Source organism: Escherichia sp. WS1265 (assembly GCF_046487585.1).
In the GTDB taxonomy this organism is placed as follows: domain Bacteria; phylum Pseudomonadota; class Gammaproteobacteria; order Enterobacterales; family Enterobacteriaceae; genus Escherichia; species Escherichia coli.
Window position 1 is genome coordinate 92868 of sequence record NZ_JBJQJE010000010.1, and the last position, 26438, is coordinate 119305.

At 46.5% G+C, this 26438-nt stretch carries 22 protein-coding genes and 1 pseudogene; 10 read left to right on the top strand and 13 right to left on the bottom strand.

Features of this window, described 5'->3' with window-relative positions:
* Positions 1-275: 275 nt before the first annotated feature.
* From ccp to gadW, 4 genes are all read left to right on the top strand, one after another.
* A complete protein-coding gene (ccp, locus tag ACJHX3_RS11870; RefSeq protein ID WP_024044706.1) occupies positions 276-1673 on the top strand; it encodes a cytochrome c peroxidase in 1398 nt (465 codons plus the stop codon).
* Positions 1674-1883: 210 nt separating this feature from the next.
* Positions 1884-3284: a glutamate decarboxylase gene (locus ACJHX3_RS11875; RefSeq protein ID WP_000372259.1), complete on the top strand. Its 1401-nt coding sequence runs from the start codon at positions 1884-1886 to the stop codon at positions 3282-3284.
* Positions 3285-3642: 358 nt separating this feature from the next.
* Positions 3643-4467, top strand: coding sequence for an acid resistance transcriptional activator GadX (gene gadX / locus ACJHX3_RS11880; protein ID WP_001191050.1), 825 nt, complete (start codon positions 3643-3645; stop codon positions 4465-4467).
* Between the two features lie 368 nt (positions 4468-4835).
* Entirely contained in the window at positions 4836-5564 is a 729-nt protein-coding gene (gadW, locus tag ACJHX3_RS11885; protein WP_000150006.1) for an acid resistance transcriptional activator GadW, read from the top strand.
* Between the two features lie 362 nt (positions 5565-5926).
* Here the strand turns inward: gadW and mdtF are convergent, their stop codons facing one another.
* Complete coding sequence (gene mdtF / locus ACJHX3_RS11890) at positions 5927-9040, bottom strand: multidrug efflux pump RND permease MdtF (RefSeq protein ID WP_094322044.1); 3114 nt, start codon at positions 9038-9040, stop codon at positions 5927-5929.
* Positions 9041-9064: 24 nt separating this feature from the next.
* Positions 9065-10174, bottom strand: coding sequence for a multidrug transporter subunit MdtE (gene mdtE, locus ACJHX3_RS11895; protein ID WP_309228574.1), 1110 nt, complete (start codon positions 10172-10174; stop codon positions 9065-9067).
* A 107-nt stretch (positions 10175-10281) separates the two neighbouring features.
* Here mdtE and ACJHX3_RS11900 point away from each other — a divergent pair, with 107 nt between their 5' ends.
* Positions 10282-10560, top strand: a complete 279-nt coding sequence (locus ACJHX3_RS11900) for a hypothetical protein (RefSeq protein ID WP_087890945.1) — start codon at positions 10282-10284, stop codon at positions 10558-10560.
* Here the strand turns inward: ACJHX3_RS11900 and gadE are convergent, their stop codons facing one another.
* Positions 10561-11088, bottom strand: coding sequence for an acid resistance transcriptional activator GadE (gene gadE / locus ACJHX3_RS11905; protein ID WP_000576690.1), 528 nt, complete (start codon positions 11086-11088; stop codon positions 10561-10563).
* A gap of 798 nt (positions 11089-11886) precedes the next feature.
* The gene (gene hdeD / locus ACJHX3_RS11910) at positions 11887-12459 is read right to left on the bottom strand and encodes an acid-resistance protein HdeD (RefSeq protein ID WP_000965672.1); all 573 of its coding nucleotides are present in this window, start codon (positions 12457-12459) and stop codon (positions 11887-11889) included.
* 254 nt (positions 12460-12713) lie between these two features.
* Here hdeD and hdeA point away from each other — a divergent pair, with 254 nt between their 5' ends.
* From hdeA to ACJHX3_RS11925, 3 genes are all read left to right on the top strand, one after another.
* A complete protein-coding gene (gene hdeA, locus ACJHX3_RS11915) occupies positions 12714-13046 on the top strand; it encodes an acid-activated periplasmic chaperone HdeA (protein ID WP_000756550.1) in 333 nt (110 codons plus the stop codon).
* A gap of 115 nt (positions 13047-13161) precedes the next feature.
* Positions 13162-13488 carry an acid-activated periplasmic chaperone HdeB gene (gene hdeB / locus ACJHX3_RS11920; protein WP_001298717.1) on the top strand — a complete coding sequence of 109 codons (327 nt, stop codon included), beginning with the start codon at positions 13162-13164 and terminating at the stop codon, positions 13486-13488.
* A 63-nt stretch (positions 13489-13551) separates the two neighbouring features.
* The gene (locus ACJHX3_RS11925) at positions 13552-14199 is read left to right on the top strand and encodes an MgtC/SapB family protein (protein WP_001296814.1); all 648 of its coding nucleotides are present in this window, start codon (positions 13552-13554) and stop codon (positions 14197-14199) included.
* A gap of 51 nt (positions 14200-14250) precedes the next feature.
* Here the strand turns inward: ACJHX3_RS11925 and ACJHX3_RS11930 are convergent, their stop codons facing one another.
* Genes ACJHX3_RS11930 through shuT form a run of 6 tightly spaced genes read right to left on the bottom strand, consistent with a single transcriptional unit; the run spans position 14251 to position 19460 of the window.
* The gene (locus ACJHX3_RS11930) at positions 14251-15021 is read right to left on the bottom strand and encodes a heme ABC transporter ATP-binding protein (protein WP_000622315.1); all 771 of its coding nucleotides are present in this window, start codon (positions 15019-15021) and stop codon (positions 14251-14253) included.
* A complete protein-coding gene (gene shuU, locus ACJHX3_RS11935; RefSeq protein WP_206310263.1) occupies positions 15018-16010 on the bottom strand; it encodes a FecCD family ABC transporter permease in 993 nt (330 codons plus the stop codon). Before shuU ends, ACJHX3_RS11930 begins: the two co-directional genes overlap by 4 nt.
* Positions 16011-16058: 48 nt before the next feature.
* On the bottom strand, positions 16059-16682 hold the full coding sequence (chuY, locus tag ACJHX3_RS11940; RefSeq protein ID WP_087890943.1) for an anaerobilin reductase: 624 nt from the start codon (positions 16680-16682) through the stop codon (positions 16059-16061).
* The gene (gene hutX / locus ACJHX3_RS11945) at positions 16682-17176 is read right to left on the bottom strand and encodes a heme utilization cystosolic carrier protein HutX (RefSeq protein ID WP_094308211.1); all 495 of its coding nucleotides are present in this window, start codon (positions 17174-17176) and stop codon (positions 16682-16684) included. Before hutX ends, chuY begins: the two co-directional genes overlap by 1 nt.
* Positions 17177-17188: 12 nt before the next feature.
* The gene (gene hutW / locus ACJHX3_RS11950) at positions 17189-18526 is read right to left on the bottom strand and encodes a heme anaerobic degradation radical SAM methyltransferase ChuW/HutW (protein ID WP_094308212.1); all 1338 of its coding nucleotides are present in this window, start codon (positions 18524-18526) and stop codon (positions 17189-17191) included.
* Positions 18527-18545: 19 nt separating this feature from the next.
* Positions 18546-19460: a heme ABC transporter substrate-binding protein ShuT gene (gene shuT / locus ACJHX3_RS11955; RefSeq protein ID WP_140427141.1), complete on the bottom strand. Its 915-nt coding sequence runs from the start codon at positions 19458-19460 to the stop codon at positions 18546-18548.
* Positions 19461-20141: 681 nt separating this feature from the next.
* Between shuT and chuA the strand changes: the two genes are divergently transcribed.
* Both chuA and chuS read left to right on the top strand, forming a co-directional pair.
* The gene (gene chuA, locus ACJHX3_RS11960; RefSeq protein ID WP_024046303.1) at positions 20142-22124 is read left to right on the top strand and encodes a TonB-dependent heme/hemoglobin receptor ChuA/ShuA; all 1983 of its coding nucleotides are present in this window, start codon (positions 20142-20144) and stop codon (positions 22122-22124) included.
* 48 nt (positions 22125-22172) lie between these two features.
* Positions 22173-23201: a hematinate-forming heme oxygenase ChuS gene (gene chuS / locus ACJHX3_RS11965; RefSeq protein WP_001017181.1), complete on the top strand. Its 1029-nt coding sequence runs from the start codon at positions 22173-22175 to the stop codon at positions 23199-23201.
* 60 nt (positions 23202-23261) lie between these two features.
* On the opposite strand, the gene ACJHX3_RS11970 is transcribed toward chuS, so the two are convergent.
* From ACJHX3_RS11970 to ACJHX3_RS11980, 3 genes and pseudogenes are all read right to left on the bottom strand, one after another.
* Positions 23262-23792 carry a helix-turn-helix transcriptional regulator gene (locus tag ACJHX3_RS11970; protein ID WP_000478615.1) on the bottom strand — a complete coding sequence of 177 codons (531 nt, stop codon included), beginning with the start codon at positions 23790-23792 and terminating at the stop codon, positions 23262-23264.
* A gap of 155 nt (positions 23793-23947) precedes the next feature.
* Entirely contained in the window at positions 23948-24514 is a 567-nt protein-coding gene (gene slp, locus ACJHX3_RS11975; RefSeq protein ID WP_001057453.1) for an outer membrane lipoprotein Slp, read from the bottom strand.
* A 354-nt stretch (positions 24515-24868) separates the two neighbouring features.
* Positions 24869-25985, bottom strand: a pseudogene (locus tag ACJHX3_RS11980) (hypothetical protein).
* Between the last annotated feature and the right edge of the window lie 453 nt (positions 25986-26438).

Here is a 26438-nt window from a genome sequence, read left to right on the forward strand (position 1 = left end):
CTAATATCCATGGAATTTATAAAAATACAGATTTCGTGTTGTTTTTCATTTTCAGAACATTCAATCCTGCTCTCGCCGCAATCATGATATGCCATTCCTGATCTGGATAATAGGCATAGGCTATCTTATTGATAGTTTATATTCATGTAATTGATTGATTCCTATCAAAAAGCGTATCTCCCTGTTTTTTATGATGGCTTTGTCTCGCAGAGACGTTTGCAGCATTCTGGAAAATTTTCTGGGTCACAATAACTCACCACCGTGAGGGAAGAATAATGAAAATGGTCTCACGTATTACCGCGATCGGCCTGGCTGGCGTCGCGATTTGCTATTTAGGGTTATCTGGTTATGTGTGGTACCACGATAATAAACGCAGTAAACAGGCTGATGTTCAGGCATCTGCTGTCAGTGAAAATAATCAGGTTTTAGGCTTTCTCCGCGAAAAAGGATGCGACTATTGCCACACGCCTTCGGCAGAATTACCCGCCTATTATTATATTCCTGGCGCGAAACAGTTGATGGATTACGACATTAAGCTTGGATATAAATCTTTTAACCTCGAGGCCGTGCGTGCGGCTCTGCTGGCTGATAAACCCGTTTCGCAAAGCGATCTGAATAAGATTGAATGGGTGATGCAGTATGAAACCATGCCACCAACGCGTTATACCGCGCTACACTGGGCGGGTAAGGTGAGTGATGAAGAGCGGGCGGAAATACTCGCCTGGATTGCAAAACAGCGCGCGGAATATTACGCCAGCAATGACATTGCTCCGGAGCATCGCAATGAACCGGTGCAGCCCATTCCGCAAAAACTGCCTACCGATGCGCAAAAAGTGGCGTTGGGCTTTGCGCTGTATCACGATCCCCGTTTATCGGCTGATAGCACCATTTCATGCGCTCATTGCCATGCGTTGAATGCGGGGGGCGTCGATGGCAGAAAAACATCGATTGGTGTTGGTGGCGCAGTGGGGCCGATTAACGCGCCGACGGTATTTAACTCAGTATTTAACGTTGAGCAGTTCTGGGATGGTCGTGCGGCAACATTGCAGGATCAGGCTGGTGGACCGCCGTTGAATCCGATTGAAATGGCGTCGAAATCCTGGGACGAAATTATTGCTAAGCTGGAAAAAGATCCGCAGCTTAAAGCGCAGTTCCTCGAAGTCTATCCGCAAGGTTTCAGTGGCGAAAATATTACTGATGCCATTGCTGAATTTGAGAAAACATTAATTACGCCGGATTCCCCATTTGATAAATGGTTGCGTGGAGATGAGAATGCGCTGACGGCACAACAGAAAAAAGGCTATCAATTATTTAAAGATAATAAATGTGCAACTTGTCATGGTGGTATTATTCTCGGCGGACGTTCCTTCGAACCGTTGGGGCTGAAAAAAGACTTTAACTTTGGTGAAATTACGGCGGCGGATATTGGTCGTATGAATGTGACTAAAGAAGAGCGCGATAAATTGCGTCAGAAAGTACCCGGTTTACGTAACGTTGCACTAACGGCACCGTACTTCCATCGCGGTGATGTGCCGACGCTGGACGGGGCGGTGAAACTGATGTTGCGCTATCAGGTAGGCAAAGAGCTGCCGCAGGAGGATGTGGATGATATCGTAGCTTTCCTGCACAGTCTGAACGGGGTTTACACGCCGTATATGCAGGATAAACAATAATTAATTTAATCGCCCGAACAGGAATGTTTGGGCGATTTTCATTACGATAATAAAGTCTGTTTTTAATATTATCATGTTAAATGTTTATATTATAAAAAGTCGTTTTTCTGCTTAGGATTTTGTTATTTAAATTAAGCCTGTAATGCCTTGCTTCCATTGCGGATAAATCCTACTTTTTTATTGCCTTCAAATAAATTTAAGGAGTTCGAAATGGACCAGAAGCTGTTAACGGATTTCCGCTCAGAACTACTCGATTCACGTTTTGGCGCAAAGGCCATTTCTACTATCGCGGAGTCAAAACGATTTCCGCTGCACGAAATGCGCGATGATGTCGCATTTCAGATTATCAATGACGAATTATATCTTGATGGCAACGCTCGTCAGAACCTGGCCACTTTCTGCCAGACCTGGGACGACGAAAACGTCCATAAATTGATGGATTTGTCGATCAATAAAAACTGGATCGACAAAGAAGAATATCCGCAATCTGCAGCCATCGACCTGCGTTGCGTAAACATGGTTGCCGATCTGTGGCATGCGCCTGCGCCGAAAAATGGTCAGGCCGTTGGCACCAACACCATTGGTTCTTCCGAGGCCTGTATGCTCGGCGGGATGGCGATGAAATGGCGTTGGCGCAAGCGTATGGAAGCCGCAGGTAAGCCGACCAACAAACCAAACCTGGTGTGCGGTCCGGTACAAATCTGCTGGCATAAATTTGCCCGCTACTGGGATGTGGAGCTGCGTGAGATCCCTATGCGCCCCGGTCAGTTGTTTATGGACCCGAAACGCATGATTGAAGCCTGCGACGAAAACACCATCGGCGTGGTGCCGACTTTCGGCGTGACCTACACCGGTAACTATGAGTTCCCGCAACCGCTGCACGATGCGCTGGATAAATTCCAGGCCGACACCGGTATCGACATCGACATGCACATCGACGCCGCCAGCGGTGGCTTCCTGGCACCGTTCGTTGCCCCGGATATCGTCTGGGACTTCCGCCTGCCGCGTGTGAAATCGATCAGTGCTTCAGGCCATAAATTCGGTCTGGCTCCGCTGGGCTGCGGCTGGGTTATCTGGCGTGATGAAGAAGCGCTGCCGCAGGAACTGGTGTTCAACGTTGACTATCTCGGTGGTCAGATTGGGACTTTCGCCATCAACTTCTCCCGCCCGGCGGGTCAGGTAATTGCACAGTACTATGAATTCCTGCGCCTCGGTCGTGAAGGCTATACTAAAGTACAGAACGCCTCTTACCAGGTTGCCGCTTATCTGGCGGATGAAATCGCCAAACTGGGGCCGTATGAGTTCATCTGTACCGGTCGCCCGGACGAAGGCATCCCGGCGGTTTGCTTCAAACTGAAAGATGGTGAAGATCCGGGATACACCCTGTACGACCTCTCTGAACGTCTGCGTCTGCGCGGCTGGCAGGTTCCGGCCTTCACTCTCGGCGGTGAAGCCACCGACATCGTGGTGATGCGCATTATGTGTCGTCGCGGCTTCGAAATGGACTTTGCTGAACTGTTGCTGGAAGACTACAAAGCCTCCCTGAAATATCTCAGCGATCACCCGAAACTGCAGGGTATTGCCCAGCAGAACAGCTTTAAACACACCTGATAACATAACGTTGTAAAAACCGAATGCCCAACCTTTAAAAAACAGTTGGGCATTCGGTTGCTTATTAATAGCAATAATATATTGGCTGTCTATTCATCGTGTTGATAAGATATATGTTATATGAATGTTCATTCAATGTAACGAATATTTTAATGTCACTACAAGGGATTATTTGCTTACTATTAATTTCACTGCGTTCTTAAGCACGCCTTTTGTATTATAAATCCAGTCATCCTGCCCGTAGATTATCATCCTGTTTTCCCGCTTCGTTTAAATTTATTTATCAATCAATTTGACTTAAGAGGGCGGCGTGCTACATTAATAAACAGTAATATGTTTATGTAATATTAAGTCAACTATGCAATCATTACATGGGAATTGTCTAATTGCGTACGCAAGACATAAATATATTCTCACCATGGTTAATGGTGAATATCGCTATTTTAATGGCGGTGATCTGGTTTTTGCGGATGCAAGCCAAATTCAAGTGGATAAGTGTGTTGAGAATTTCGTATTAGTTTCAAGAGACACGCTTTCATTATTTCTCCCGATGCTCAAGGAGGAGGCATTAAAACTTCATGCACATAAAAAAGTTCCTTCATTACTCGTTCATCACTGTACCAGAGATATTCCTGTTTTTCAGGAAGTTGCGCAACTATCGCAGAATAAGAATCTTCGGTATGCAGAAATGCTACGTAAAAGGGCATTAATCTTTGCGTTGTTATCTGTTTTTCTTGAGGATACGCAGTTTATACCGTTACTTCTGAACGTGTTGCAACCGAACATGCGAACACGAGTTTGTACGGTCATCAATAATAATATCGCCCATGAGTGGACATTAGCCCGAATCGCTAGCGAATTGTTGATGAGTCCAAGCCTGTTAAAGAAAAAATTGCGCGAAGAAGGTACGTCATATTCACAGTTGCTTACTGAGTGTAGGATGCAGCGTGCTTTACAACTTATTGTTATATATGGTGTTTCAATTAAGCGAGTTGCAGTATCCTGTGGATATCACAGCGTGTCGTATTTCATTTACGTTTTTCGAAATTATTATGGGATGACGCCCACAGAGTATCAGGAGCGATCGGCGCAGGAATTACCGAACTGTGGCTCGGCGGCAAGTATGGCTGCGCAAGGGAATTTTTACGGCACTGACCGTTCTACGGAAGGAATAAGATTATAGAGTTTTACTCAGACATAAAAAAAACCCGGCATAGGGGACCGGGAAGAGGATAGTCTGCCGTCTCCAGACTAATAAACCGTTATAACACTCCCTGTTGGCACGGGAAACTTTGTGCTCTCAGTAAGTTAAATATAACTTTTACTGGAAATAAGATCAGCCATTTTTTTATAAACATAAGCTATACGCTGTACGAAAATATATTCGTGTTGCATTTACTTATTATCAATTAACTGTTATGCAAAACTACTTTGTGGATAAATTTTGGTCCTACCAAATCTGGCAGTTTTTGCGCTAAGAAACAGTCTGGCATCATTTCATTAGTATACTGAAATTGAAATAATCGCAGTAATGAAATATAAGGGATAGTCATGACTCATGTCTGCTCGGTGATCCTCGTTCGTCGTTCATTCGATATTTATCATGAACAGCAAAAAATATCGTTGCACAACGAGAGTATCCTGTTACTGGATAAAAATTTGGCAGACGATTTTGCGTTTTGTTCACCGGATACGCGACGACTGGATATCGATGAGCTGACAGTTTGCCATTACTTACAAAATATTCGTCAGATACCACGCAATTTAGGGTTACATAGCAAAGACCGTCTGTTAATTAACCAGTCACCCCCCATGCCGCTGGTGACGGCGATTTTTGATAGTTTCAATGACTCCGGGGTAAATTCACCGATACTGAGCAAAATGCTCTATCTTTCCTGTTTATCGATGTTTTCTCATAAGAAAGAACTGATCCCCTTACTTTTCAATAGTATCAGTACTGTTTCAGGAAAAGTTGAACGCCTTATTAGCTTTGATATCGCCAAACGTTGGTATCTGCGCGATATTGCGGAAAGAATGTATACCAGCGAGAGTCTAATCAAAAAAAAGTTGCAGGATGAAAATACCTGTTTCAGTAAAATATTACTCGCCTCCAGGATGTCGATGGCCAGACGATTACTCGAGTTACGTCAAATTCCTCTGCATACTATTGCGGAAAAATGTGGCTATAGCAGTACATCGTACTTTATAAACACATTTCGACAATATTATGGTGTAACGCCACATCAGTTTGCGCAACATTCGCCAGGTACCTTTTCCTGACATATTTTGCATTTGAATATTGGTCAGGATCTCACACCTGCTTCATGTGAAACTCTTCCCTGATGATTTCTGCCGGGCTACCGGCTAGTTCTCTTTCGCAGTTTGCCAGGCGGTATAGGTATTTTCAGGAGGAAAAGACTCGGCATGTTTGGGATTATTAAGCTGACAATTCATACGATTACGGGAATGTGGGTCAGTATTGTGTTGTTTAAATTGATGACGAATGGCTGGAGTGGTTTCTACTTTCAGTGCTGTGTACTAAGCCTGGTATTCCTGACGGTTAGCTGGTTGTTGAGTGGTGAATGGTTAGCGGGAAAGAGTAAGGCTGAACCCTCACGTTCAACCTTACTCTCATTTACACGTTACGCTTTTTTAAAGCGGGCAAAGAGATGTTCCACTACAACGAAAAAGACCGGAACGAAGTAAATTGCCAGCACTGTTGCGGCAAACATCCCGCCCATCACGCCGGTACCTACCGCGTTTTGCGCGCCAGAACCGGCACCATGACTGATAACCAGCGGCAGCACGCCGAGAATAAAGGCCAGAGAGGTCATCAGGATTGGGCGTAAACGCATCCGCGCCGCTTCGATGATTGCCTCTATCGGCGTTTTCCCTTCTTTCTGCATCATCTCAACGGCAAATTCGACAATCAGGATGGCGTTCTTGGCGGAAAGCCCGATGGTGGTCAGCAAACCAACCTGGAAGTAGACGTCATTACTTAAGCCGCGTAGATCGGTGGCCAGTAATGCGCCAACGACGCCTAACGGTACAACCAACATCACCGAGAACGGAATTGACCAGCTCTCATAAAGTGCGGCGAGGGCGAGGAACACCACGACCAGTGAAATGGCATACAGCGCGGGAGCCTGATTTGAGGATAACGCTTCCTGATACGACAGTCCGGTCCATGAGTAGCCGACGCCTGCCGGAAGTTTAGCGACCAGGTCTGCCATAAATTTCATGGCGTCACCGGTACTTTTCCCGGCCGCCGCTTCACCTAAAATCTCCATTGACGGGATGCCGTTGTAGCGTTCCAGTCGCGGTGAACCATAGGTCCATTCGGTAGACGAGTAGGCAGAAAGCGGTGCCATCGTGCCAGAGGCGTTGCGTACATACCATTGGTTGATGTTATCCGGCAACATACGGAACGGCGTGCCTGCCTGGACATACACTTTTTTCACCCGCCCCTGGTTGAGGAAGTCGTTCACGTAGCTGCTGCCGAAGGCGGTGGAAATTGTCTGGTTGATATCAGACAGCGCCACGCCCATCGCTTCAGCTTTCGCGGCGTTGACGTTGACTTTGAACATCGGCGTATCTTCCAGGCCGTTCGGGCGAACCCCGGTGACCTGATTCGGTGATTGCGCTGCCAGTGATAATAGCTCGTTTCGCGCCTGGGTCAGTTTTTCGTGCCCCAGGTTGCCGTTGTCCAGCAGTTCCATATCAAAACCTGACGCGGTACCCAGTTCAGCCACCGCGGGTAAGTTGAACGGGAAGACGACGGCTTTATTGATACTGCTTAACGCAATCATTGCCCGCTGAATGATCGCGGTAACCGAGTTTTCCTCACCGACACGTTCAGACCACGGTTTGAGGCTGATAAACGCCAGACCGTTGTTTTGCCCCTGGCCGCTGAAGCCAAAGCCGCCAACGGTAAACACCGACTGAACATTATCTTTCTCTTTAGTCAGATAATAATCCGTCACCTGTTGCAGCACTTTCGTGGTGTTAACCATGGTGGCACCGGAAGGTAACTGCGCGGTGGTCATAAATACCCCCTGATCCTCTTCTGGTAAGAAAGAGGTCGGCGTGCGCAGGAACAGCACCGCCATCCCAGCGTAAATCAGCAGGTAGACCACCATGTAGCGACCGGTACAACGCAACAGCGAGCGGGTGCTGTCGGTATAGTGCTGAGTTGATTTTTCAAACAGCGTGTTGAAGCGTGCGAACAGGGCGTTAGGTTTGTGACCGCCTTCCGGCGCGGCTTTCAGAATGGTGGCGCACAGGGCAGGGGTCAGACTCATTGCCACAAATACTGAAAGCAGCATGGAGGAGATCAGCGTGATGGAGAACTGGCGGTAGATCTCCCCGGTTGCACCGCTCATAAAGGCCATCGGCATAAACACTGCGGAAAGAACAACGGCAATCCCGACCAGCGCACGTTGGATCTGCCCCATCGATTTATGCGTCGCTTCCTTCGGCGGTAGCTTATCTTCCGCAATGACACGCTCGACGTTCTCCACCACCACGATGGCGTCATCCACCAGTAACCCTATCGCCAGCACCATCCCGAACATAGTTAACGTGTTGATGGTGAAACCGACCGCCGACAAGATCGCAAACGTCCCGAGAATAACCACCGGTACGGCAATTGTCGGGATGATTGTGGCACGGAAATTCTGCAAAAACAGATACATGACCAGGAAGACGAGGATGATAGCCTCAACCAGTGTTTTAAAAACTTCCTGAATAGAAATTTCGATAAACGGCGTGGTGTCGTAAGGATAAACCGTCTTCAGACTTGCGGGGAAATAGGCTGATAAGCGGTTCAGCTCCTCTTTGACTGCCCGCGAGGTATCCAGGGCGTTTGCTCCGGTAGCCAGTTTGATGGCGATCCCGGCAGCAGGTTTGCCGTTATAGCGCGCCACGGTGGAATAATCTTCCGCCCCAAGTTCGACGCGGGCGACATCACGCAGCAGCACTTGCGAACCATCTTGCTGAACTTTCAACAGGATTTTGCCAAATTCTTCCGGCGTTTGCAGACGCGTCTGCACAATGATCGAGGCGTTTAGTTGCTGGTCTGCCGCCTGTGGCATGCCACCCAGTTGACCACCGGAAATCTGGTTGTTTTGCACCTTAATCTGGGAAATAACATCGGAAGGTACCAGGTTATATTTATTGAGTTTTTGCGGGTCCAGCCAGATCCGCATGGCGTACTCGGAACCAAAGAGCTGTACGCTACCAACGCCCGCGGTACGGCTTAGCGGGTCTTTGATATTAGACGCTACATAGTCGGCGATATCGTACTGGTTGAGGCTGCCGTTATCAGAAATGAACGCCGCTACCATCAGGATATTACTGCTCGACTTATCGACGCTAATCCCCTGCTGCTGCACCGCTTCAGGTAATGAAGGCATAGCGAGCTGCAGTTTATTTTGCACCTGAACCTGTGCAATATCAGGAGATGTCCCAGTCTCGAAGGTCAGAGTGATAGAGGCATTGCCCGCCGCATCACTGGTTGAAGACATGTACATCAGGCCATCAAGCCCATTCATATTTTGCTCAATCACCTGAGTGACCGAGTCTTCTACCGTTTGCGCATCGGCACCTGGATAGGTAGCGCTGATGGTAATGGTCGGTGGCGCAATCTGCGGATACTGCGCAACCGGTAAGTTCATGATCGCCAGACCGCCTGCAAGCATCATAATAATGGCAAGTACCCAGGCAAAAACCGGGCGATCAATAAAATAGTTAGCCATGAAAGTCCCCTTAAGCCTGCAACGTTATTGTTTCGATTCGGTGCTGGCGTTTTCCTGGCTGGAGGAAATTGCTCGTGCTTTGATACCCGGACGAATGCGTTGCAAACCGGAAACGATCACCCGATCGCCAGCCTGTAAGCCAGAGGTGACGACCCACTGGTCGCCGATGGCTTTGCTGGCTTCAATTTCGCGTAGCTGCACAACATCGTCTTTATCCAGAATGAGCGCCGTTGCTTTACCCTGGGCGTTGTGGGTGACGCCTTCCTGCGGCACCAGTAATACATTCTGGCGGCTACCTTCATCCACTAATGCCGTGACATACATGCCAGGCAGCAAGTCACCATTTGGGTTGGGGAAAATCGCCCGTAACGTCACGGAGCCCGTGGTTTCATCCACCGTCGGGTCGGAGAATTTCAGCGTGCCGGTCTGGCTGTAACGTTTACCATTTTCCAGATTGAGCTGTACTGGCGTACTGCCCTGAATTTGTTTGATTTGCCCACTGGCGACCTCTTCTTTCATACGCAAGAAATCCTGCACCGACTGCGTGAGATCGACATAAATCGGGTCCAGACGTTGTACGGTAACCAGCGAATCTGCCTGATTAGCGGTAACGAGTGCGCCGACGGTCACCGACGATTTCCCGCTGACGCCCGTAATCGGCGAGGTGACATTTGCGTATTGCAGGTTGATAGTCGCCTGTTCAACAGCCGCTTTGGCGACGGTGACATTGGCTTCTGCTTCATTCAACTGGGTGCGCGCGGTGTCGTAATCCTGACGGCTAACGTAGTTGGTCTTCAGCAACGATGCCTGGCGGTTAAAGGTGATGCGGGCATTGCTGGCGGTAGAGAGCGCTTTCGCCAGCGTGCCTTTGGCGGAGTTCAGCTCGGCCTGTAAAGGTGCAGGGTCAATCTGATACAGCGAATCGCCCTGGTTCACTTTATCGCCTTCGATAAAGTTGCGTTTAATGATAATACCGCCCACCTGGGGACGTATCTCGGCAACTTCATAAGGAACGGTTCTACCGGGCAATTCGCTCAACACATTGACCGAACCGGGGGAGAGTGTGACGACACCGACCTCAGGCGTCATGGCGGCGGCGTTTTCCGCCGATTTGTCATCGCAGGCGGTGAGCATCGCGCCGCAGAATAACAACGGTATTAACAGCTTTCTTCTTCTGTTCATTTTAGTCCCTGAAAATTCTTGAGAAATAACGGTTCTTTAAATTGCGCGCGAGGAGAGATATGAGGGATTTACAGACCAGCGGCATAGTGGGGGTGTCAGCCAGTAAGGTGGGATACAGGCATAGTGATCGACATGGTGAGGTCAACGACAAAAAAAATGTTGCCGTTCTGCCAACAGTTCCTGCCAGCATTCGGGCAACGAAGGGTTCTACTGGTGGATACACATACCAAGGGAATAAAGTCGTTTTAACCTCTCCTTTAGTAATCACCGGGGGTAATGAAATCAGCATCTGCATCCCTCGTCATGCCAGCCATCAATTTCAGTTGCTTATGTCCTGACTAAAAATAAGATGTGATACCCAGGGTGACGATGTCGCTCATACGTCTTAGTTTCAGCTTGTACATAATGTTGAATTTCTGAATCTTTAATGTTTGTTGCGAAATATTGAGCGTCGACGTGATATTGCTTTCATTTTTATTTTTCAGAATCAGTTGCATAATTTTGAACTGATTATGTGAAAAACATAATTGTGAATTCTTATGGGGCAAGTGTTTACCATAAGTAATCTCAAGAAGATTTTTGATACTTTCTTTGCGGCTGACAAAATAAATAGGCGCTTTAGCTTTTAGTTTACTGATGTGATAAGGTGCCAAAACAATAATTCTCTCGGCATCTAATTTCTCCAGAAATTTAATCGCTTCTTCATCAAGGATATGATTGTGATAGGTATCAATGATAACCTTGAAGGGTTTATTGCCTACTTTTTTGATCTCTGACAGGGAATTGATTTTTATCATTTCGTGATTATCTTTCAACTGCCAAAAGCCCTGTAAAAGAAAAGAATCTTTCGTCATGAGAAAAATCATAACTTGCTCCTTAGCCGTTATCGTTTCGAACATGTCATCCTTTTCATTATTTACATCCTTGTCCGAATCGTTGTTCAATATAGTAAACGCCTATAAGAACTTTGCCCTTCGTGAACTAATACGTCTATTAACACTAATCAATGCTTCAGATTTATCCATCACGCACTCCATATATTGATCCTAAGTAAAATTCCTGGTTGTTATCAGTTTGTAAATGGTAAACAAAAAGTTAACGTTTGCGGATTACTGCCCAAGAATAAGTTATCAATAACCAGTTTGTGATCTCTGAAGAATATTACTAAAGTTAAAATGTAATCCGATTTAAATATCGAGTCTCCTTGTTTCGACTTAAGCTGGCAATTGGATTGCCAGCTTTCTTTTAACGCATTGAAATTACCTGAGTAAATAACGCATTCATGTCTTCAGGTTTTTATATAGCGTCTGGAGACACGGATATTTATGCAATGTAATCAACGCCAGTTGCAAAAAAATGAACCCGGATTACTTATTTAACCGCCCATAGCATCAACGCTTACGGAACTCTTTGTTCACTTTCCCACAGCACTTTTAAAACATTAAACCTGACTACGGAAAATATCAGCCATGATAATGTTTGAAATGGCTAATTTGCCATGGAATGAAAAAAATTAGATGAAATTCAGTAGGTTGAAATAATCATCAGCAGGTAATTATTTCAATGATAGTGCGTAATTGATCTACAACGCTGTGTAGCGGAGAGAGTATTAATCGGATCATAGTCACATCAAGTGACTATGATCCGGGTGACAACAGGGATAATTATTGCTGCTTAACGAACAAACTGGCGAAGCTGAACAGGCTGGCGGCGCTAAATATCAGTTCAATACCCACCAGTGTGGAAACCAAAGTTACAGACACCATCGGCGTTGCACCAAGGAATATCCATGCAATGACGATATCCAGCACACCAATAACGAGCTGTAGCCAGCTGCCTTTCATTGAACGCTGACGATACCAACTCATCAGGCGAATAACCCCTGCAACACAGAACAAACCGGCAATAAATGCCGCAATGGCAAAAATGCCCAGCTCCGGTGCGCGGATGAAGAAATAGCCGATCAATAAATAGGCGACTGCGACGAGGAAACCGGATAATACCGGCCAGAAATTATGACTGCGGTTGCTGAATAATCCAACAATAAGCGCAATGCCCGAGCAGATTAATAATGCACCCACTACCGTGCTTAAAATATCGCCAGAGACGAACGGGAAACTGATACACAGCAACCCGACGATAAACAGCAACACGGCAATAAACTGGATTGCTCTGCGATGCTTTTTCAGCATCTCCAGATCAAACTTCAAAATTGTTGCCTTATCTATATATAACATAGAACCACCCTATAAAATTAAGAAGAAAATCCCCTGCTATCAATCTATGCCAAAAACGCGTCTAAGAATGCAGTCGATTTAATAAAAATTTCCTAATTACAGTATCTGACGCATCTGTAACTCATTGTATTGAAATAAAAATATCTGATTTTGATATTTTCCATCAACATGACATATACAGAAAACCAGGTTATAACCTCAGTGTCGAAATTGATTCGTGACGGCTCTTTCACTTTATAGTTGAGGATATTACGATGAAAAAAGTATTAGGCGTTATTCTTGGTGGTCTGCTTCTTCTGCCAGTTGTGAGCAATGCAGCGGATGCGCAAAAAGCAGCTGATAACAAAAAACCGGTCAACTCCTGGACCTGTGAAGATTTCCTGGCTGTGGACGAATCCTTCCAGCCAACTGCAGTTGGTTTTGCTGAAGCGCTGAACAACAAAGATAAACCAGAAGATGCGGTTTTAGATGTTCAGGGTATTGCAACCGTAACCCCAGCTATCGTTCAGGCTTGTACTCAGGATAAACAAGCCAACTTTAAAGATAAAGTTAAAGGCGAGTGGGACAAAATTAAGAAAGATATGTAATTCCGGGAATGCGTTACATCGTACTTCCTTGCATATTGAACAGGCCGGAATATCTTCTTTAAAAGCAGCTATTCCTCCTGTTCATATATAATCTCTATATTGAATGGGTTACAAAATGAATATTTCATCTCTCCGTAAAGCGTTTATTTTTATGGGCGCTGTAGCGGCTTTGTCACTGGTGAACGCACAATCTGCGCTGGCAGCCAATGAATCCGCTAAAGATATGACCTGCCAGGAATTTATTGATCTGAATCCAAAAGCAATGACACCGGTTGCATGGTGGATGCTGCATGAAGAAACAGTATATAAAGGTGGCGATACTGTTACTTTAAATGAAACCGATCTCACTCAAATTCCTAAAGTGATCGAATACTGCAAGAAAAACCCGCAGAAAAATTTGTATACCTTCAAAAATCAAGCATCTAATGACTTGCCGAATTAATGAGGTACAAGTAAAAAGGAGTAGCAAGTTGAGCCATCTTGCTGCTCCTTTTTGCATTTTTATATGACAGCAGAATTTATTATACGTCTTATACTCGCAGCAATTGCCTGTGGCGCTATTGGCATGGAAAGGCAAATGCGCGGCAAAGGAGCAGGGTTACGCACACATGTATTAATTGGCATGGGAAGCGCCCTGTTTATGATTGTTTCGAAATATGGTTTTGCTGACGTGCTGTCTTTAGATCACGTCGGACTGGACCCCAGCCGTATTGCTGCTCAGGTGGTGACGGGCGTCGGGTTTATCGGTGCAGGTAACATTCTCGTTCGTAACCAAAATATTGTAGGTCTGACGACGGCAGCGGATATCTGGGTGACCGCCGCCATAGGTATGGTTATTGGCAGTGGTATGTACGAACTGGGTATTTATGGTTCAGTGATGACCTTGCTGGTGCTGGAAGTGTTCCATCAATTAACCTTCCGCCTGATGAACAAAAATTACCATTTACAGCTGACATTAGTGAACGGTAATACGGTATCAATGCTCGACTGGTTTAAGCAGCAAAAAATAAAAACTGATTTAGTTTCGTTGCAGGAAAATGAGGATCATGAAGTGGTCGCCATTGATATCCAGCTTCATGCCACAACGTCGATAGAAGATCTGTTGCGATTATTAAAAGGTATGGCAGGGGTGAAAGGCGTTTCAATTAGCTAATCTGTATAGTTATTTATTCGCAGGAGTACCAGAGCGGTACTCCTGTTGGTTTTAATGATCGAGGACGATCAGTGGTGAATGGTTGGCAGGATCTTTAAGTACGGTAATATCCGCGCCGTAGAGCATTGTCAGCGCCTGCTGTGTCAATACATCCTGCGGTTTACCATTTGCGATAACCTTTCCTTTTTGCATTAATACAATACGGTCTGCATAACGTGCGGCAAGATTTAGATCGTGCAATACGCAGCAAACATTGAATTGCCGTTCGTGAACTAACTGGCGTAATAAACGGAACAAGTGCTGCTGATGGTGAATATCCAGCGCCGAAGTTGGTTCATCAAGAAATAACCATTTCGGTGAGGGAGTAGGTTCCCAGAGTTGCACCAGCAGGCGCGCTAATTGCACGCGCTGTTGTTCACCACCGGATAATTGCCGATAGTCGCGGTTTGCTAACGCCTGACAGTCACATAACGCCATTATTTGTGCTGTTTCATTATCCTGATTACCAGTACGATGCGGATGCCGACCCATCTGGATAACTTCTTGTACGCTGAATGGAAACGCCATGTGGCTATTTTGACGCATCACGGCCCGGTGTTTCGCCAGTTCAGTAATCGACCATTCATTTAATGGCTTATTAAACAACCGACATTCGCCGCTATCAGGTTGAAGATAGCCGGTTAACTGGCGAAGCAGCGTAGATTTTCCCGCACCATTAGGGCCGAGAATGGCAACAATTTCCCCACCGGGAAAAGTCAGCGAGACATTATCAGTCAGACGCCGCCCCTGAAGGCTATAAACCAGATTCTGGGCGCTGATCATGTGATCCTCCGGTTGCGCAGAATCAACCACATAAAATAAGGGCCACCAAGCAGGCTGGTTAATAATCCCACGGGCATTTCTGCTGGCTGTACCAGCGTGCGGGAAAGCGTGTCTGCCATCAGCAATAAACAGGCTCCGGCGAGGGCGGAGCAAGGGATTAGCCAGCGGTGATTTGCCCCGGTAGTCATACGAATCAGATGTGGGATCACCAGGCCAATAAAGCCGATAATGCCGCTTACCGATACGGCGGCACCAACGAGCAGTGAGCTCACTAACAGTAATTGCTGGCGTTTACGCTTAACGTTCACGCCGAGGTAGTGGGCTTCTTCATCACCGAGCTGCAGTAAATTCAGCGTTCCGGCGAGACAAGTTGTTGCGATAATGGCCGGTAGGATGAATGAACTGGCAACCAATAACGTCGGCCATTGCGCCTGTCCAAGATTGCCCATCATCCACAATGTGAGTTGTCGTAGCTGCTGCTCATCGCCGATATAGCTCAGGATGCCGATCGCTGCGCCGCACAGGGCATTGATGGCGATACCGGCGAGTAATAATTGCATCATGCTGCCATCGCGATGGCGCTGCGTGATGAGAAAAATGATGGTGCAGACCACTAAACTTCCGGCAATGGCAAACACCATTTGCTCATAGAGCACCAGCACCACTGGGAAGGAGAAGGGCAGCACAATAGCAACGCCAACCATTAATGCAGAACCGCTACTGACGCCGAGTAATCCAGGGTCAGCCATTGGGTTGCGAAAAAGCCCCTGCATAATTACCCCTGCGGTTGCCAACGCTGCACCTACCAGCACCGCCAGCAAAACCCGTGGTAGACGAATATTGAGCCAGATATCACGGTATTCCTCATCAAAAAGAGCATCAAAACTGATCCTTAACGCTCCCTGACTGGCACCGAACAGCACCAGAGCGAGCAATAATAGTGATAGCCCCATAAAGACCCTGGCGGAAGAGAGTGAATCCTTGAGCACGCAAAACTCCGTTACGACATTACGGCGCGGACATGCCGCGCCGGGGTATCACGCCGGTTTCAGGTCCGGTTCAATCAGACTGTAGACCTGCTGGTTAAGTGCTGGCGCATTTGCCAGTTCATGGATATGTGCGGCGACATCGGCACGGTGAACAAAACCATGACACTCCTGATTTTGTATCCGTTGTGCTTTGCCCGTTGCCGCCCCATCAAGCAGACCGCCAGGGCGGAGAATGGCGTAATCAAGCTGGCTGGTTTGCAACCAGCTTTCCGCCAGCGTTTTTTCCCGTACCGCCTGACCAAACGCAGCCTTTGCTCGCTCCGATAAAAACGGCCAGCTATCGCCGCATCCCAAAGAGGTCACCAGAATCATGCGACTGATGCCGGCCTTTTCGGCCTCATCAATCACTGTTCTGTGCGCCAGATAATCCTGAGCTCCGCCCATTGTTGAGATGATAAGCGCATCCGGGCCAGCTGCGCGGCAAGCATCCGCGGCTACGCTGGCATCACAGGCGTCGCCTGTAAAAACCTGTACGCCTTGTTGCGCCAGTTTCGTGGCGGCATCGGCATGACGAACGACAGCAACGACCGGACGTTGCTCTGCCAGCGCCAGTTCAAGCGTTCTGGCACCCACACCTTTTCCGCCTGCGCCAAAGAGTAGCCACGGCGTCATCAGGCGTGTTCCTTTAACGATGCTGCCAGAGCATGGAAGGCGCTGACTTGTTCGCTCAGGAGCTGACGATGATCATCCCTGCCGAGGAAGATTTTCAACATTGCGCTGCCTTCCTTATTGAAAAAGAGAATAGAGGCGGTGTCCATGCCCATAAATTTACGTTCGATCAAGGCAATATGCGTGCAGTTTTCTGCTTTGATATGCCCGGACATGCCGTGCTTTCCGCGTAGGTTGAAATAGCCGTGGCGATGGGAACCCGAAGGCAGTTCGCCGCTAAATTCGAGGATAACATCGGCAGTATGTACTAACGTGGTGACGTTGCCCCATTCGCAGACGGTATCCCATACAGTATCGAATTTATCGCCTGACACTATGGTAGAGGAGGGCAGATTTTTCACTACTTCCAGCAGTGTGGTGTTGTATTGTTCGGCTACCACCTCCAGCGTACCGTCCGGCTCCGTTTTCAAAAATTCTTGTAACGAGACATGGCTCATAAATCACTCCTGTTATGGTTTTTCACGCACAATCGCTGGCGCATTAAGTACCTGAATTAGTTCATTAAGAGACTGCAAAATATTGCTTGCCCAGAAACGACCTTCATTAGTCAGCCGCAGGCAAGTTGACGCATCGCGGCTTAAGCCTTTTTGGTGCCATTGAGCCAGTAACGGCGCGAGTTTTTCGGCATGTGGCGTAAGTTCATCCAGCGGTACACGCGCTGTTTCAACACCTGACTGCAAGGTATGACGCCATTGCGCATTACGTTCGGCGTTACGCATGATCATCATCAGCGGTTTTTTGCCTGCCGCGACGGATTCATGCCAGGTCTGAAGATTGCGTTCGTTCATCCAGGAGTAACCATTAATCGAACCACCGGCTCCGGAACCAAAGGCCAGACAATCGGCACCTTGTTTTATCAGCAGGTTATAGAGATTGCGTTCGCGTGTGGTACGGCCCCAGTGGCTGTTACTGATGCAGCGCCAACCGGCATCGTCCATAAAATCACACCCTTGCAGATAAAGATCGCGACGTTCTGCCGGAGAGGGCACGGTAGTACGCCCATTTTCCACGGCTTTGCCCAGCGGTGTATTGGGCAGGACATTGAGCGCATAGAGATCGACGCCGTCGAGACCGATATCGCGAGCAATAGCCAGATCTTCTCCCCAGGTTTGCGCATCCTGACCCGGCAGGCCAAACAGCAGGTCACAGACCACCGCAGCACGGTCACGTTTGACCAGGCTTTCCATAAACGCAATGGCGGTTGGGCCATCCGAGGTGCGGGCCATTTTCTTGCGGATTTTGCTGTTAAACGACTGAATACCAATTGAGAAGCGGTTTGCTCCTGCATCAAGGCAAGCATCGATTCGCTCAGCGTCAAAATTCAGTACCCGGCCTTCGATAGTGATTTCACAATCAGGGGCCAGTGGCAGCTTTTCTCGTAATGTGTTGATAATTCTGGCCAAATCGTGTGCCGAAAGCGCGGAAGGCGTGCCGCCACCGAAATAGACCGCGTGGATGGGGGCAGACTGATGCAATACGCTGTCCGCTTCCATTTCTATTTCACGAATCAGGGCGTCGGTATAATGAGCACACGCATCTTCATTAAAACGGTTCTGATAAAAACCACAAAACGTGCAGTGTGTTGCACAAAAAGGAATGTGTAGATAAACCAGTCGCTTACGTGGTGATACCGTTTGATTGAGCATCTCTTGCCAGGTCTGTGCCAGTTGCTCTTTGGCAACTGGAATGGCCCCACGAAACGGCATCATGGCGCGCCTGTCTTTAAATGGCTGATCACCGTCTAAAGCAAAATGTGGCGTGAGATCCAGGGTGTTATTTGTGTTCATTCGTCTGATTTAAATCCATTTATTGCGGCCAAAGCTGCTGGTGTAAAGACTCAACGACATCAGCAATACGCGGACCCATTCCCAGAATCAGGTTTTGATCAACGGTGATAATGCGCTGGTTTTTCCATGCGGCAGTGTGGGTAATTCCGGCAATAGAACGTAGCCGATTAATATCGCCATCGACCATTTGTGAAGTTACGACAATCACTTCTGGATTGGCCGCAATCAGTGATTCTGCACTGTAGCTTTTGTACTGCTGGTGGGTTGCGACGTTTTCTGCTCCGGCAAGCGAAAGAATGGCGTCCGCGACGCTGCCTTTACCGGCAACCTGTGGCGCACTTCCGCCTGCGGAGAGAATAAACATGGCTTTAACCGGGGCTTTTTTGGCCGCCACGTTTTGCTGTACTCGCTCCAGGCGTTGGTTGATCTGTGTCACCAGCGCCTCGCCTTGTTCAGGAACCTGTAGCGTTTTTGCCAGTTGGCGAATGTTGGCGTACATCTGCTGAAGGGTGGCAGGCACACGCGGCAGGGTGACGACGTTGACTTTCTGCGCTCGTAATTGGTCGAGCACAATTTGTGGCCCGGCATCCTGCCAGGTAATTACGCTATCCGGGCGAAGTGACAAAATGCCTTCGCTGCTGAGTTGTTTCCAGTAGCCAATATGCGGCAGTTTGGCGGTTTCTGGTGGATAAGATGTCGTTTCATCGACACCAACCACGCGTTCGCCAGCGCCCATCGCGTAGATTAGCTCCGTCAGCGATCCTCCTGCGACCACGATACGTTCGGCAGCCGTTACGCTAAAAGCCCAGCTAAGAGCCAGTACTGCCGTAAACAATTTTTTTCGTTTTACCGCGGTCTTTGCGGCAGAGGCCACGGCTGAAATACATAACGTCAGTGGGGAAAAAAGAAACGGCCTGGTGATGAACCTTGGCATAATATGAGAACTCTTATCAAATTGAGAATGATCATGATTATCATTTGAGTTATATATGAAATACAACCGTCGATTCAATACGCAAGGCGTTACAAGCGTATTTATTTTTGATTTTTATCAAGATGCTTCGTCAGCTAACGTTCTTGTTACCGACTAAATTTCAGCGCGGGAAAAAGCTGAGAACCCAGAGATATCGAGGCTTGCAGAGCAAAGCGAAGAGAAAATTATCATTGTTAACGACAAAGTTTAGTGATGAGGTCATGGGGGAATAACCATAAAAACAAAGTGGTTTCCAGGGCGCAGGATAAGTTTCATAACCCCCTGTTTATTGTGTTAATGGCGGTTAAAAAAAGCTTGATCATAAAAAATTGATCGATAATAATTCTCATTATCACGTTGCATTTAACAAAATACGGCCATATGGATAACAAAGCCATATCATTTACAAGGGGTAACGCACAGCGCTCTTCACTCCTGATGGGGCATATCGTTTTGCCTGACAAAGAGGGCGTGCTTTTGCGTATTTGCCGAGATACCAGGCAATTTCATGGGATATAAACGCCTGTAAACTCACCCGGCGAATATTATCGCTCTGAATTTTAAATAAATTTATTTTTCGCCAGCCACCCCGGTATTAACCCAGGCAGCCAGCATTTTTTATTTTCCTCATGGAGAATCGCTATGTCACGTCCGCAATTTACCTCGTTGCGTTTGAGTTTGTTGGCTTTGGCTGTTTCTGCCACCTTGCCAACGTTTGCTTTTGCTACTGAAACCATGACCGTTACGGCAACGGGGAATGCCCGTAGTTCCTTCGAAGCGCCTATGATGGTCAGCGTCATCGACACTTCCGCTCCTGAAAATCAAACGGCTACTTCAGCCACCGATCTGCTGCGTCATGTTCCTGGAATTACTCTTGATGGTACCGGACGAACCAACGGTCAGGATGTAAATATGCGTGGCTATGATCATCGCGGCGTGCTGGTTCTTGTCGATGGTGTTCGTCAGGGAACGGATACCGGACACCTGAATGGTACTTTTCTTGATCCGGCGCTGATCAAGCGTGTTGAGATTGTTCGCGGACCTTCAGCATTACTGTATGGCAGTGGTGCGCTGGGTGGAGTGATCTCCTACGATACGGTCGATGCAAAAGATTTATTGCAGGAAGGACAAAGCAGTGGTTTTCGTGTCTTTGGTACTGGCGGCACGGGGGACCATAGCCTGGGATTAGGCGCGAGCGCGTTTGGGCGAACTGAAAATTTGGATGGTATTGTGGCCTGGTCCAGTCGCGATCGGGGTGATTTACGCCAGAGCAATGGTGAAACCGCGCCGAATGACGAGTCCATTAATAACATGCTGGCGAAAGGGACCTGGCAAATTGATTCAGCCCAGTCTCTGAGCGGTTTAGTGCGTTACTACAACAACGACGCGCGTGAACCAAAAAATCCGCAGACCGTTGAAGCTTCTGATAGCAGCAACCCGATGGTTGATCGTTCAACAATTCAACGCGATGCGCAGCTTTCTTATAAACTCGCCCCGCAGGGCAACGACTGGTTAAATGCAGATGCAAAAATTTACTGGTCGGAAGTCCGTATTAATGCGCAAAACACGGGGAGTTCCGGCGAGTATCGTGAACAGATAACAAAAGGAGCCAAACTGGAGAACCGTTCCACTCTATTTGCCGACAGTTTCGCTTCTCACTTACTGACATATGGCGGTGAGTATTATCGTCAGGAACAACATCCGGGCGGCGCGACGACGGGCTTCCCGCAAGCAAAAATCGATTTTAGCTCCGGCTGGCTACAGGATGAGATCACCTTACGCGATCTGCCGATTACCCTGCTTGGCGGAACCCGCTATGACAGTTATCGCGGTAGCAGCGACGGCTACAAAGATGTTGATGCCGACAAATGGTCATCTCGCGCGGGGATGACTATCAACCCGGCCAACTGGCTGATGTTATTTGGCTCATATGCCCAGGCATTCCGCGCCCCGACGATGGGCGAAATGTATAACGATTCTAAGCACTTCTCGATTGGTCGCTTCTATACCAACTATTGGGTGCCAAACCCGAACTTACGTCCGGAAACTAACGAAACTCAGGAGTACGGTTTTGGGCTGCGTTTTGATGACCTGATGTTGTCCAATGATACTCTGGAATTTAAAGCCAGCTACTTTGATACCAAAGCGAAGGATTACATCTCCACGACCGTCGATTTCGCGGCGGCGACAACTATGTCGTATAACGTCCCGAACGCCAAAATCTGGGGTTGGGATGTGATGACGAAATATACCACTGATCTGTTTAGCCTTGATGTGGCCTATAACCGTACCCGCGGCAAAGACACCGATACCGGCGAATATATCTCCAGTATTAACCCGGATACCGTTACCAGCACCCTGAATATTCCGATCGCTCACAGTGGCTTCTCTGTTGGGTGGGTTGGTACGTTTGCCGATCGCTCAACACATATCAGCAGCAGTTACAGCAAACAACCAGGCTATGGCGTGAATGATTTCTACGTCAGTTATCAAGGGCAGCAGGCGCTCAAAGGTATGACCACTACTTTGGTGTTGGGTAACGCTTTCGACAAAGAGTACTGGTCGCCACAAGGCATCCCACAGGATGGTCGTAATGGAAAAATTTTCGTGAGTTATCAATGGTAATCATCTGCCCCGATATTTCGGGGCATTTATCTGGAAGGAAGAGAGACAATGAACCACTACACACGCTGGCTTGAGTTAAAAGAACAAAATCCCGGAAAGTACGCGCGTGACATCGCAGGTTTAATGAATATTAGCGAAGCAGAACTGGCATTTGCGCGCGTCACGCACGATGCGTGGCGGATGTGCGGCGATATCCGTGACATTCTGGCGGCGCTCGAAAGTGTTGGCGAGACCAAATGTATTTGCCGTAATGAATATGCAGTCCATGAGCAAGTTGGTGCGTTCACAAACCAGCATTTGAACGGACATGCCGGATTGATCCTCAATCCACGCGCGCTGGATTTGCGTCTGTTTCTCAATCAATGGGCCAGTGTTTTTCACATTAAAGAAAATACGACTCGTGGCGAACGCCAGAGTATTCAGTTCTTTGATCATCAGGGCGATGCATTACTAAAAGTTTATGCCACCGACAATACCGATATGGCGGCATGGAGTGAGCTTCTGGCACGGTTTATCACCGATGAGAATACGCCGCTTGAGTTAAAAGCCGTTGATGCGCCAGTCGTTCAAATGCGAGCCGATGCCAGTGTGGTCGAGCAAGAGTGGCGGGCGATGACCGACGTTCATCAGTTTTTTACGTTGCTCAAGCGCCACAACCTGACGCGCCAACAGGCGTTCAATCTGGTGGCAGACGATTTGGCCTGCAAAGTATCCAACAGTGCGTTGGCGCAAATTCTTGAATCTGCACAGCAGGATGGTAATGAAATCATGGTGTTTGTTGGCAACCGTGGCTGCGTACAGATTTTCACTGGCGTGGTAGAAAAAGTGGTGCCAATGAAAGGTTGGCTGAATATTTTTAACCCGACGTTTACTCTTCATCTATTAGAAGAGAGCATTGCTGAAACCTGGGTAACCCGTAAGCCTGCTAGTGACGGTTATGTGACCAGTCTGGAATTGTTTGCCCATGATGGTACGCAGATAGCGCAACTTTATGGTCAACGTACAGAAGGCGAACAGGAGCAAGCGCAATGGCGTAAGCAAATTGCTTCGCTGATACCGGAAGTCGTTACTGCATAACGTATAATTAACGGGAGGTCTGGCTATTTATTGCTGGGCCTCTTTATATTAATCAATCGATCACACCAGATAATCAATATGCTGATGGCGTACCAACTCATTGATCCGCTTAAGATTGAGGATCATCATGATATTGTGTTTATGGCAGTAGAACGTTTTTAGCGATATTTTCAGTTTCTCCAGAATATCTTCCGTTGTCATTTGATTCGCAATGCAGCTCAGAACCTGATGCTGCTTGCGCGAAAGGGACACATCCGCTTCAGGCACAGAGCAGTAACTGCCATTGATGAGTGCGACAAAGTCGATGATGGTGATAGTTCGCGGAACAAAGGTCACCGGTACTTTCCCCAGGCAGCGTTTAATATTAAAGGGGGAGAAAATAATCACATGGACAGGTTTTAATCGTTCAATTTGAGTGAGCAAATTAGAATGAAATACATTATTCATTAATGTATCAATAATGACGAAGGCATGCTGATGCAACATTACGTCGATCTCTTCTTCGTTCTGTATATGAACGACATTACCTTTACTCAGAATGTTTTTCATCGCAGTGAAGAACATCGTATCCCTGGTAATTATAAGAAACATAACCGACTCCTGGTGCGGACATTAACTTTATAATCAGTTTGCCAAAGGTAATTAACAGGACAGGGCTTATAATAATAATAGTTAGCTGGCTGTGTATTAATTTGATGTAATGCATGATGCAGATGCTGAGAAAGCATCTGCATCTCTCGGTGGTGTTATTTGACCAGCTCAGGTGTTACCTGACTCACCGCATTGGTGTAGTAAGGCGCGCCCCAGCCCGGTTCCGGCCAGAATGCACCATAGCCGTAATCCCACAGGTTATAGGTGGTATTAACCACTTCTCTCAAATGCCACACCTGGATGCCCTGCATATTCACTTCGAGGAAGTTATACGGGACTTTATTGATAAAGCCAGGTTGTTCACCCTGAATGGTACCGAGGATGGTAACAAAGTGATTACGATAGTTCACTGGATCAAGGAAGCCGCTTTGTCTGGCGAGCAGTCGGCCCTGATAGTTGGCTTCAATATCAGGCTTCGCATAGCTATCCAACGGTAATACAGCGATTTCTAACAACGTATCCGTTTTGCCATTGATAACGTTGATAACCTTCCCACCAAAGCGCGCTTGTTGACCAACATATAACCCCGGCTGGTTATGAACAGCAACAAAACTTTTTTGAATATCAGGTTGGTTATTGCCTTTGATATTTTGCGGAATTGAACTACATGCGGCAAGCAAAAATGAAAGGCTGAGGATGAGTGCACCTTTTGTCATGTTCATGTTACTATCCTTATCAACAAATATTAAAACCATAATAGATATTTCTTTATAGTTTTCATCTGATTCTGAGGCGATATGCCTGATAGTAACGTAAACCTGTCTGATGTTTATATCCCTTCAGTTTAGTTTAATTCTGTTAATTTTGGGGCGTGATATGAGTATCCATCGCCCCATAATATAACCCTTTGTTTTAAAATTACATAAAATCTATTTTTATTCAATGATTATAAAGTGCTAATAATCAATATTATGGTATTATATTCTGATAATGATTTGATAAGCGAATTCTTTTGCCGGATGGTATTTCTATTTCCACCCCATAATTTATATCTTTTTCATTAGGAAGTGGCCTCTTTAAATAAGGCGTGCGTGACATTTTTTTTGGGTTAAGCGTCTCGTATTGAAATACTTCGAATTGATATTCAGACATTTCTGCCCATGTTTGAATTTTATTGTATCGGGAGAGTGTCGTAAAGGCTTTAACTTTCTTATAACATTGTTTTTTGAATTCTTGCTGATATTTTAATATGTCATTGTATGAAATATTGGTTATCCTGGCCTCTAAGAATTTAATTATTGTCGAAGCAATTTCCGCTTTTGCTCGTAAAAAGTTGTCATTAATGGTTAATAATGTTGAAAATAAACCTTCGATTTGTTTGTCAAGATATTGTTCGTCTTTATATAATTTTGGGGTAGGGTGTTCTTTATGTGAAAAAATAGTGTCACCTAAATTTGCGTCAGTGAAATTTATATTAAGTAGATCTTCGAAATAAAACCTTGACAAGGTTAGAACGAACCCGGACAGGTTCTGTCCTGTCATATTGAAATCAATAAAGTTGGTTCCGGCAAAGACTTTCATCCTGTTTTTATTTTCACTGTGCTCAATATATAACTTCGTCATTTTTTGATACAGGTTTTGAATATCTTTTATATTAGTCGGTAAGTCAGCTCGTTGTTCAGCAATAAAATTAGTATCTGAAAACATGGTTTGGACACTGAATGTTATGGGTATTCCCTCTTCTACGCTAATTTTAGTTATGATTGCCTTGTCGGGTTTAGGATTAGCGACAACAATGATTCGACATTCAGCACTTTTGTTCTTTTCGTATCTAATGTTATTAATTTGATTAAGTAGTCCCTGTGCCTGCCGCGTAAGTGGTGTCGAACTTATCGATTCAATGTTAGTAATAAGACTTACAAGTTGAGCCACAACTTTGGAGTAGTCTGCATTTGTATATGTGGTGTTCGTGCGGCACGCATAAATTTGTGGGAGGTGTTTCCGCGCTAAATCATATTGTTCAGGGTTGTATCCTTCTCCAGAGAATGGGGAATTAATGGGTTGTTGTTCTTCCTGATTATCACAAGGCCACATCGGTGTGTCTGGTGTTTTAACATTGTCGGTATCTGTTGTGCGGTTATAAATATCGCCGTGATATGTATTTATCATACCTGGGGTAAAGTCAATTGACATAACATTCCTTATTGTTCATCTATTTCGCTAAATTTTTGTAAATCAGAGAATTAGAGCAGGAATGGATTTTCTTCTACGCGGAAATAAACACAATGCGCCATATCTTCCTGATGTAATTACCTTTAACTTCCCTTTCATTTCCACCCGGTAATATTTGTGTATAAAAAAAGGGCAGTGATAGTATCGTAAAGGAAAACGTTAACAACTATCAAAAAGCGCTCATTTTAAAAAGTTATGATGTTCTCCGATAGTGTGTGAAGTGATATTTTTGTGATGTTTTAGATGTGTAATAATGAACCAGGTTAAAGTGTATTTAAAAATGTGTTGTATTGGCGACTGAAATCTGCCCTTTAAAAGGGGGGATAGCACTGAGACAAAGAGACATTGCTTCTCCGATAAAATGTCAGAGAAGCATGATTGCGTGGTGATTGTCGATTGATGACTTACTGACGG

Coding starts and splice junctions, on each gene's coding strand:
- ccp (WP_024044706.1), top strand. CDS start 276: ATGAAAATGGTCTCACGTATTACCGCGATCGGCCTGGCTGGCGTCGCG.
- ACJHX3_RS11875 (WP_000372259.1), top strand. CDS start 1,884: ATGGACCAGAAGCTGTTAACGGATTTCCGCTCAGAACTACTCGATTCA.
- gadX (WP_001191050.1), top strand. CDS start 3,643: ATGCAATCATTACATGGGAATTGTCTAATTGCGTACGCAAGACATAAA.
- gadW (WP_000150006.1), top strand. CDS start 4,836: ATGACTCATGTCTGCTCGGTGATCCTCGTTCGTCGTTCATTCGATATT.
- mdtF (WP_094322044.1), bottom strand. CDS start 9,040: ATGGCTAACTATTTTATTGATCGCCCGGTTTTTGCCTGGGTACTTGCC.
- mdtE (WP_309228574.1), bottom strand. CDS start 10,174: ATGCTCACCGCCTGCGATGACAAATCGGCGGAAAACGCCGCCGCCATG.
- ACJHX3_RS11900 (WP_087890945.1), top strand. CDS start 10,282: ATGAGGGATTTACAGACCAGCGGCATAGTGGGGGTGTCAGCCAGTAAG.
- gadE (WP_000576690.1), bottom strand. CDS start 11,088: ATGATTTTTCTCATGACGAAAGATTCTTTTCTTTTACAGGGCTTTTGG.
- hdeD (WP_000965672.1), bottom strand. CDS start 12,459: ATGTTATATATAGATAAGGCAACAATTTTGAAGTTTGATCTGGAGATG.
- hdeA (WP_000756550.1), top strand. CDS start 12,714: ATGAAAAAAGTATTAGGCGTTATTCTTGGTGGTCTGCTTCTTCTGCCA.
- hdeB (WP_001298717.1), top strand. CDS start 13,162: ATGAATATTTCATCTCTCCGTAAAGCGTTTATTTTTATGGGCGCTGTA.
- ACJHX3_RS11925 (WP_001296814.1), top strand. CDS start 13,552: ATGACAGCAGAATTTATTATACGTCTTATACTCGCAGCAATTGCCTGT.
- ACJHX3_RS11930 (WP_000622315.1), bottom strand. CDS start 15,021: ATGATCAGCGCCCAGAATCTGGTTTATAGCCTTCAGGGGCGGCGTCTG.
- chuY (WP_087890943.1), bottom strand. CDS start 16,682: ATGACGCCGTGGCTACTCTTTGGCGCAGGCGGAAAAGGTGTGGGTGCC.
- hutX (WP_094308211.1), bottom strand. CDS start 17,176: ATGAGCCATGTCTCGTTACAAGAATTTTTGAAAACGGAGCCGGACGGT.
- hutW (WP_094308212.1), bottom strand. CDS start 18,526: ATGAACACAAATAACACCCTGGATCTCACGCCACATTTTGCTTTAGAC.
- shuT (WP_140427141.1), bottom strand. CDS start 19,460: ATGCCAAGGTTCATCACCAGGCCGTTTCTTTTTTCCCCACTGACGTTA.
- chuA (WP_024046303.1), top strand. CDS start 20,142: ATGTCACGTCCGCAATTTACCTCGTTGCGTTTGAGTTTGTTGGCTTTG.
- chuS (WP_001017181.1), top strand. CDS start 22,173: ATGAACCACTACACACGCTGGCTTGAGTTAAAAGAACAAAATCCCGGA.
- ACJHX3_RS11970 (WP_000478615.1), bottom strand. CDS start 23,792: ATGTTTCTTATAATTACCAGGGATACGATGTTCTTCACTGCGATGAAA.
- slp (WP_001057453.1), bottom strand. CDS start 24,514: ATGAACATGACAAAAGGTGCACTCATCCTCAGCCTTTCATTTTTGCTT.